General features: G+C 66.1%; 6 protein-coding genes. All 6 read left to right on the top strand.

Annotated elements, in window-relative coordinates; genetic code table 11:
• Window positions 1–881: calcium-binding protein (locus GPA25_RS20895; protein ID WP_281357748.1), on the top strand; the 881-nt coding region annotated here is incomplete at its 5' end.
• A 60-nt stretch (window positions 882–941) separates the two neighbouring features.
• Window positions 942–2,297, top strand: a complete 1,356-nt coding sequence (locus GPA25_RS20890) for an HlyD family type I secretion periplasmic adaptor subunit (protein WP_169262340.1) — start codon at window positions 942–944, stop codon at window positions 2,295–2,297.
• A 235-nt stretch (window positions 2,298–2,532) separates the two neighbouring features.
• Window positions 2,533–3,936, top strand: coding sequence for a diguanylate cyclase (locus tag GPA25_RS20885; protein WP_169262339.1), 1,404 nt, complete (start codon window positions 2,533–2,535; stop codon window positions 3,934–3,936).
• 83 nt (window positions 3,937–4,019) lie between these two features.
• Window positions 4,020–5,069: a nicotinate-nucleotide--dimethylbenzimidazole phosphoribosyltransferase gene (gene cobT, locus GPA25_RS20880; RefSeq protein ID WP_169262338.1), complete on the top strand. Its 1,050-nt coding sequence runs from the start codon at window positions 4,020–4,022 to the stop codon at window positions 5,067–5,069.
• Window positions 5,069–5,839, top strand: coding sequence for an adenosylcobinamide-GDP ribazoletransferase (locus GPA25_RS20875; RefSeq protein WP_169262343.1), 771 nt, complete (start codon window positions 5,069–5,071; stop codon window positions 5,837–5,839). Before cobT ends, GPA25_RS20875 begins: the two co-directional genes overlap by 1 nt.
• Window positions 5,824–6,375, top strand: a complete 552-nt coding sequence (gene cobC / locus GPA25_RS20870; protein ID WP_169262337.1) for an alpha-ribazole phosphatase family protein — start codon at window positions 5,824–5,826, stop codon at window positions 6,373–6,375. Before GPA25_RS20875 ends, cobC begins: the two co-directional genes overlap by 16 nt.
• Window positions 6,376–6,419: the final 44 nt, after the last annotated feature.

The following is a 6,419-nucleotide window of genomic DNA, read 5'->3' as shown; positions in this document are numbered from 1 at the left end:
ACAGCGAGAGCATCAGCGGACGCAACGGCGGCGACGAGGTCATCGAGGCCCGTGCCGGCAACGACTACCTCTACGGCCTCGACGGCAATGACGTGCTGCGCGGCGAAGCCGGCACCGACAGCCTCTACGGCAGCAACGGCAACGATGCGCTCGAAGGGGGGCTCGACAACGATTACCTCCAGGGCGACAGCGGCAACGATGTCCTCAACGGCGGCAACGGCAACGACTACCAGTATGGCGGCGGCGGTCGTGACCTGCTCTTCGGCGGCGCGGGTAACGACACGCTGAATTCCGACAGCGGTGCGGACATCATCGCCTTCAACCGTGGCGGCGGTGCGGACGTGGTATCGGCCACCTGGGGCGTTGCCGAGGACACGCTCTCGCTGGGCGGAGGCATCGGCTATGCAGACCTTGCACTGCGCCGGTCCGGGCAGGATCTCGTGCTCGACACGGGCGCAGGAGACAGCATCACCTTGCAGAACTGGTACTCGTCCACCAGTTACCACGGTGTAGCCAACCTGCAGCTGGTTGCCGAAGCCATGACTGCGTTCGACGCCACGTCCAGCGATCCGTTGTTGAACCAGAAGGTGCAGCAGTTCGACTTCACCGGCCTCGTCAACCGCTTCGACCAGGCCATGGCGGCCAATCCGGCGCTCACGAGCTGGAGCCTGTCGTCCTCGCTGCTGGAGTTCCATGTTGCCGGCAGTGATACGGCCGCCCTCGGTGGCGATCTGGCCTATCAGTATGGCAAGAACGGCAGTCTGGCCGGCATCGGGATCAGCGCCGCGCAGGGCATTCTGGGTGATGCGCAGTTCGGCACCTCGGCTCAGACACTGCTGGCGCCGGCGCAGCTGCAGGAGGGCTTTGCCACACTGAGCTAAGTCACTTGCGGGTACCGCCGATACGCGCGGTACCCGCCTTACTGATTGATCGGGTACTACATGTCATTTTTCAGTCGCATCAGCAGTCTCAAGGCGGAGGCCGGCGAATTTGCTCCCGGCCTTCATCGCATGAATACCGCGCCGTCGCCGCTGCCGCGGGCCGTGATCGTCGTTCTCGCCGCGCTACTGGGCGCCCTGATCCTGTGGGCATGGCTGGGGCGCCTGGACGTGGTCGCGGTCGCCAATGGGCGGCTCATCCCGCTGGGGCAACTCAAGGTCGTGCAGCCGCCGGAATCGGGCATCGTTACCGAACTTCTCGTGCGCGAGGGCGACCGGGTCGAGACCGGACAGGTGTTGATGCGCATGGATCCGCTGCTGAACGCTGCCGACCAGCAATCGGTCGGTGCCGAATTTCGCCACCGCGCATTGCAGCTCCGCCGGATTGAGGCCGAACTGGCAGGCGCACCGTTGAAAACCACTGCGGACGATCCGCCCGAACTGGCCGAAGAGTTCCGGCGCCAGTTGCAGGCCAATCGGCAAGCCTTCCACGATACGCTGGCGCAGGAGCAAGCCTCTCTTGAGCGCGCACGTCAGAATCTCGCGGCCGCCGAGGCCGTCAGGGAAAAACTCGACGCCACCTTGCCGAGTTACAAGGCCAGCGAGGAGGCCTTCAACCGCCTGGCCAAGGACGGTTTTGCCGGCAACCTGGTGGCCCTCGATCGTCAGCGACTGCGGATCGAGCGCGAACAGGATCTGCGTGCCCAGGAACACACGCTCGCATCCCTTCGTGCCGAGATCACCCAATCGGAACGGCGCCTGCGCGAGATCGACTCGCAGTACCGCCAGCAGTTGCTGCGCGAACGCAGTGAAACCCTTGCCACCCATCAGAAGCTCGAACAGGAAGTCCGCAAACTTTCGCACCGTGGCAATCTGTTGGAACTGCGGGCACCCAGTGCGGGGATCGTCAAGGATCTCGCCACCCACACGGCGGGAACGGTGGTTTCCCCGGGTACCGTGCTCCTGACCGTCGTGCCCGAAGGCGAGCCGCTGGTCGCCGAGGTCTGGCTGGACAACGAGGATATCGGTTTTGTCCGGCAGGGGCAGGACGTGCAGATCAAGCTCGCTGCATTTCCGTTCCAGAAGTACGGCATGGCTGCGGGCACCGTCCGCCACGTGAGTCCGGACGCAACGGATCCCGCCAAGGTGCCGGGGGCCGCCGCCGGGGCACGCGGCGCTCCGCTGTATCGCACCCTCGTTGAACCCGCCGCGACGATGTTGAATGTCGACGGAAAAGTGTATCCGCTGGGCGTCGGCATGCAGGTCACCGCCGAGATCCGCATTGCCGAGCGCAGCGTCCTCGAATACCTGGCATCGCCCGTTCGCGGGGCATTCCACGACGCTGCACGCGAGCGCTAACCTGCACCGGCTCAGGGCTGAACCGGCGTCCGGATAACGCCCTCCGGATTCGCCGAACTGCGGGGCGATTGCCACCACGCTGGAACGCTTTTTTGCACCGCAGTCTTGACGTTAGCCCATACAATCGCCCCTTGGGCCGCGATCGATGGTGGGAAAAAGAATGATTGGGGGATGGCGATTATCGAGCGGAGTCCGGACGCTTCATTCAGCGCCGGCCGCCGCGCGACGTCTTCAGTTGCTGCCGGCAGCCTTGGCGCTGCTGGCGACGCCAGGCGTCGCAATTGCCAACCGCGTCGGTGAGATCCAGACATCCGTCCAACTGGAGCCCATCCAGCTGGCCACGACCTTCCACGTGGGCGCCCTGGCGGCGATGCTGGTGTACAACCTGTTGCTGTATTTCACCGTTCGCGAACGCAGCCATCTCGAGTTCGTGCTATTCACGTTCGGACTGGCACTCGGACAAATTGCGCTCAGTGGTCTGGGCACGCAACTCCTGTGGGCCGAAAACAGCATCTGGGTGCATGCCGCACAACCGGCCGGATTCACGCTTGCCGGTCTATGCGCTGCGCTGTTTGCACGCAGCTTCCTCGACACGCGCGCACGAGCACCAGGGCTGGACGCCATGCTCAAGCTAGCGGCAAGCCTGTTCGGTGCGGCGCTGATTGCGGCGTTCATCGTCCCCGGACGATTCAGCAATCCCCATCTCGCGCTGATCGCCCCCCTGTTCGCACTGCTTGCCATGGTGTGTGGCCTGCGCTGCCGGCAGTTGCGCGCACCTGGCGCAACACTCTATTTCGCGGGATGGACGACGCTGCTTGTCGGCGCCACGCTATTCAGCGCCGCGCGCATCGGCTGGTTCGCACATGGCGGACTCGCCCTTCACGCCATGGAAGCCGCCTCGGCACTCGGCATCCTGATACTGTCCTTCGCGCTGAGCGAGCGCACCGGCGCAAGGCTGCGCGAACGCGTCGCCAACCTTGCCGAAGAACTCGCCAACAGCGAGCACACCATCGAAGCATTGCAGGCGTCGGAACAATTCCTGACCCAAGGCATGGCCCGGCGCAATCTCGAACTGGAAGCCCTGACGCAGCGTCTGCAGGAATGCGAACAGCGCTTCCAGCAGCTGTCGCACCACGACCCCCTGACCGGGGCGGCCAACCAGCTCCTGCTCGGCGACCGCATCGAACAGGGCATCATCCGCTCCAAGCGCCACAATTGCCGGACAGCGGTGATTATGCTGGCGCTCGACGACTTCAAACCGATCAACGACACCTACGGGGACGATGTCGGCGACGAGATTCTCAGGGCCGTCGTCGTGCGACTGCGCAAGATCGTGCGCGAACAGGACACGGTGGCGCGCCCGGATAACGATTGCTTCGCCATCGTGCTGGAAGAAGTGTATGACGCGAACGACCTGCAACGCGTCGCAAACGCGGTTGCCGCCGAGTTTGCCCAACCCTTCCACATTCGCGAGCACACCATCATGCTCGACGCGTCGCTTGGGAGCGCGATCTCCACCGAGCGCGGCACCAACGCCACGGCCCTGCTCAAGCAGGCAGGCAAACTGATGCGCCGCAACAAGGAAATCAAGCGACTGAATCGCTCTCAGGGCGGCGGCAGCGGCTTCGTGGCGGCCTGAAACGCCCCACCGGGCCCGTATCCGGCGAAGGCGGGGTGCGTGCTACCATCGCAGCCCTTTCAGGACATTGTCACCCTTCGCCCATGAACGTCGAGATCCACACCCCTGACCGCAGCCTTGCCGCCGACCTGCAGCAGCGCATCGACCGCAAGACCAAGCCGCTTGGCGCACTTGGTCGACTCGAACCCCTGGCCCTGCAGCTGGGCCTCATCCAGCAGACGCTGACGCCGGAACTCCGCCAGCCGCACATCATGGTGTTCGCCGGCGACCACGGCGCCGCGCGCGCCGGCATCTCGGCGTTCCCGCAGGACGTGACGTGGCAGATGGTCGAGAACTTCCTCGCCGGAGGGGCCGCGATCAATGTGTTCTGCCGGCAGATGGGTCTCGGGCTGACGGTCATCGACAGTGGCGTGAACCATGAATTCGGCCGGCGCGACGGGCTGATCGGCGCGAAGGTCGGCAACGGCACCGCGAACTACCTTGAAGAACCGGCGATGAGCGCCGGGCAACGCGACGCGGCGCTCGCACGCGGTCGCGAACTCGCCTACGCCCTCGCCGCCAACGGCTGCAACGTCGTGGGCTTCGGCGAAATGGGCATCGGCAACACTGCTGCCGCGTCGCTGCTGACCCACTGTCTCGTCGGCAGCGAACGCGGCGCCGACCTCGCCACCATTACCGGCCGGGGTACCGGACTCGACGATGCCGGCCTCGTGCGCAAACGCGAACTACTCGGCCAGGCACTGACCCGCGGCGGCCGCCCGACCGACCCGCTGAGCGCGCTAGCCGAATACGGCGGCTTCGAGATCGCGATGATGGCGGGCGCGATGCTCGGTGCCGCCGAAAAGCGCATGACCCTGCTGATCGACGGCTTCATCGTCACCTCGGCACTGCTGGTCGCCCACGCGATCGCACCGCAGATCCTGCCTTACTGCGTATTTGCCCACCGTTCCAAGGAGCCCGGCCACACCGCCCAGCTCAAGCACTTCGGCGTCGGACCGCTGATGGAACTCGACCTGCGCCTGGGCGAAGGCACCGGCGCCGCGCTCGCGTTCCCGCTACTGCAGGCGGCGGTGAATTTCCTTAACGAGATGGCGAGCTTCGACTCGGCCGGAGTCAGCGACCAAGGCGCGTGATGCGCTACCAGCTCGAACTTTTCTTCACCGCGCTCGGCTTCTTCACGCGCCTGCCGGTGCCCGCCTGGGTGCCGTGGTCGCCGGAGCGGCTCAATCACGCGGCGCGCTATTTCCCGTTGGTGGGCTGGATCGTCGGCGGCATCGGCGCGGCGAGCTACGTGGCGTTTGCGCAGATCCTCCCGCCGACACTCGCGGTGTTGCTGTCGATGGCGGTGACGATCCGTGCCACTGGCGCGTTCCACGAGGACGGCTGGGCCGACGCCTGCGACGGCCTGGGTGGCGGCTGGGACAAGCTGCAGGTGCTGATGATCATGAAGGATTCGCGCATCGGCAGCTATGGCACGGTCGGCCTGACGCTGATGCTGCTGGCCAAGGCCGCGGCACTGGTCGAACTGGCCGGCGGCGGCCATCGCGCCGTCGCCGTGGCCTTGCTGGTGGCGCACCCGTTGTCGCGGCTCGCCTCGACGAGCCTGATTCACACGCTGGAATACGTGCGCGAGGACGAAAGCGCAAAGGCCAAACCTCTCGCGCGCCGGTTGTCGGTTTCCGAACTCTCGATCGCGAGTGGCTTCGGCGCCCTGCCGCTGGTCCTGCTAGCGCCGCTCGAGGCCGTCGCGGCACTCGCTACGGCGGTCGCGGTGACGCTGTGGGCCGCACGCTACTTTGTGCGCCGGCTCGGGGGCTACACCGGCGACTGCCTCGGCGCCGTGCAGCAGGCGACGGAACTCGCTGTATACCTCGGGATCCTTGCCGCATGGAACTTCATCTGATTCGCCACCCCCGGCCGGCCGTGCCGGCCGGGGTGTGTTACGGACAGGCGGACGTCGGCCTCGCCGAAGCGGCCGACGCGATCGCCGACCGCCTGCGTCCGCTGCTGCCCGCGCAGTACGCGCTGTACGCCAGCCCGCTCGCGCGCGCGCGCCTGCTCGCCGCCGAACTGGGCACCCCGGCCTTCGACGAGCGGCTCAAGGAAATGCACTTCGGCGACTGGGAACTGGTGCCCTACGCGGTGATCGGCACTGCGATCGACGCCTGGGCGAACGACCCGATGGGATTTCGTGCGCCGGGCGGCGAGTCGGCACGGGAGATGGCGGCGCGGGTGTTGCAGTGGCTCGACGGCATCGTCGCGAACCCGCCCGCCGAACCGGTGGTGGTGGTCGCCCATGGCGGACCGCTACGCGCGATCACCGGGCATCTGCTCGGCTTGCCGCCTGAACGCTGGCTCGGCCTCGACTTCGCGTGCGGCCACGTCAGCCGACTCGACATCGAGGACTGGGGCGTCGTGCTGAAGTGGTTCAACCGCTGAAACATCGCACGCCGCCGGTTCATGGGATAATTGCGGACTTTTCA

It is taken from the genome of Aromatoleum diolicum, assembly GCF_012910955.1.
Classification (GTDB): Bacteria; Pseudomonadota; Gammaproteobacteria; order Burkholderiales; family Rhodocyclaceae; genus Aromatoleum; species Aromatoleum diolicum.
This window is presented reverse-complemented; position numbering and strand designations above follow the sequence as displayed.

Bases quoted from the DNA above. Each gene is read 5' to 3' on its own strand.
- GPA25_RS20890 (WP_169262340.1), top strand. From the start codon at position 942: ATGTCATTTTTCAGTCGCATCAGCAGTCTCAAGGCGGAGGCCGGCGAA.
- cobT (WP_169262338.1), top strand. From the start codon at position 4,020: ATGAACGTCGAGATCCACACCCCTGACCGCAGCCTTGCCGCCGACCTG.
- GPA25_RS20875 (WP_169262343.1), top strand. From the start codon at position 5,069: ATGCGCTACCAGCTCGAACTTTTCTTCACCGCGCTCGGCTTCTTCACG.
- cobC (WP_169262337.1), top strand. From the start codon at position 5,824: ATGGAACTTCATCTGATTCGCCACCCCCGGCCGGCCGTGCCGGCCGGG.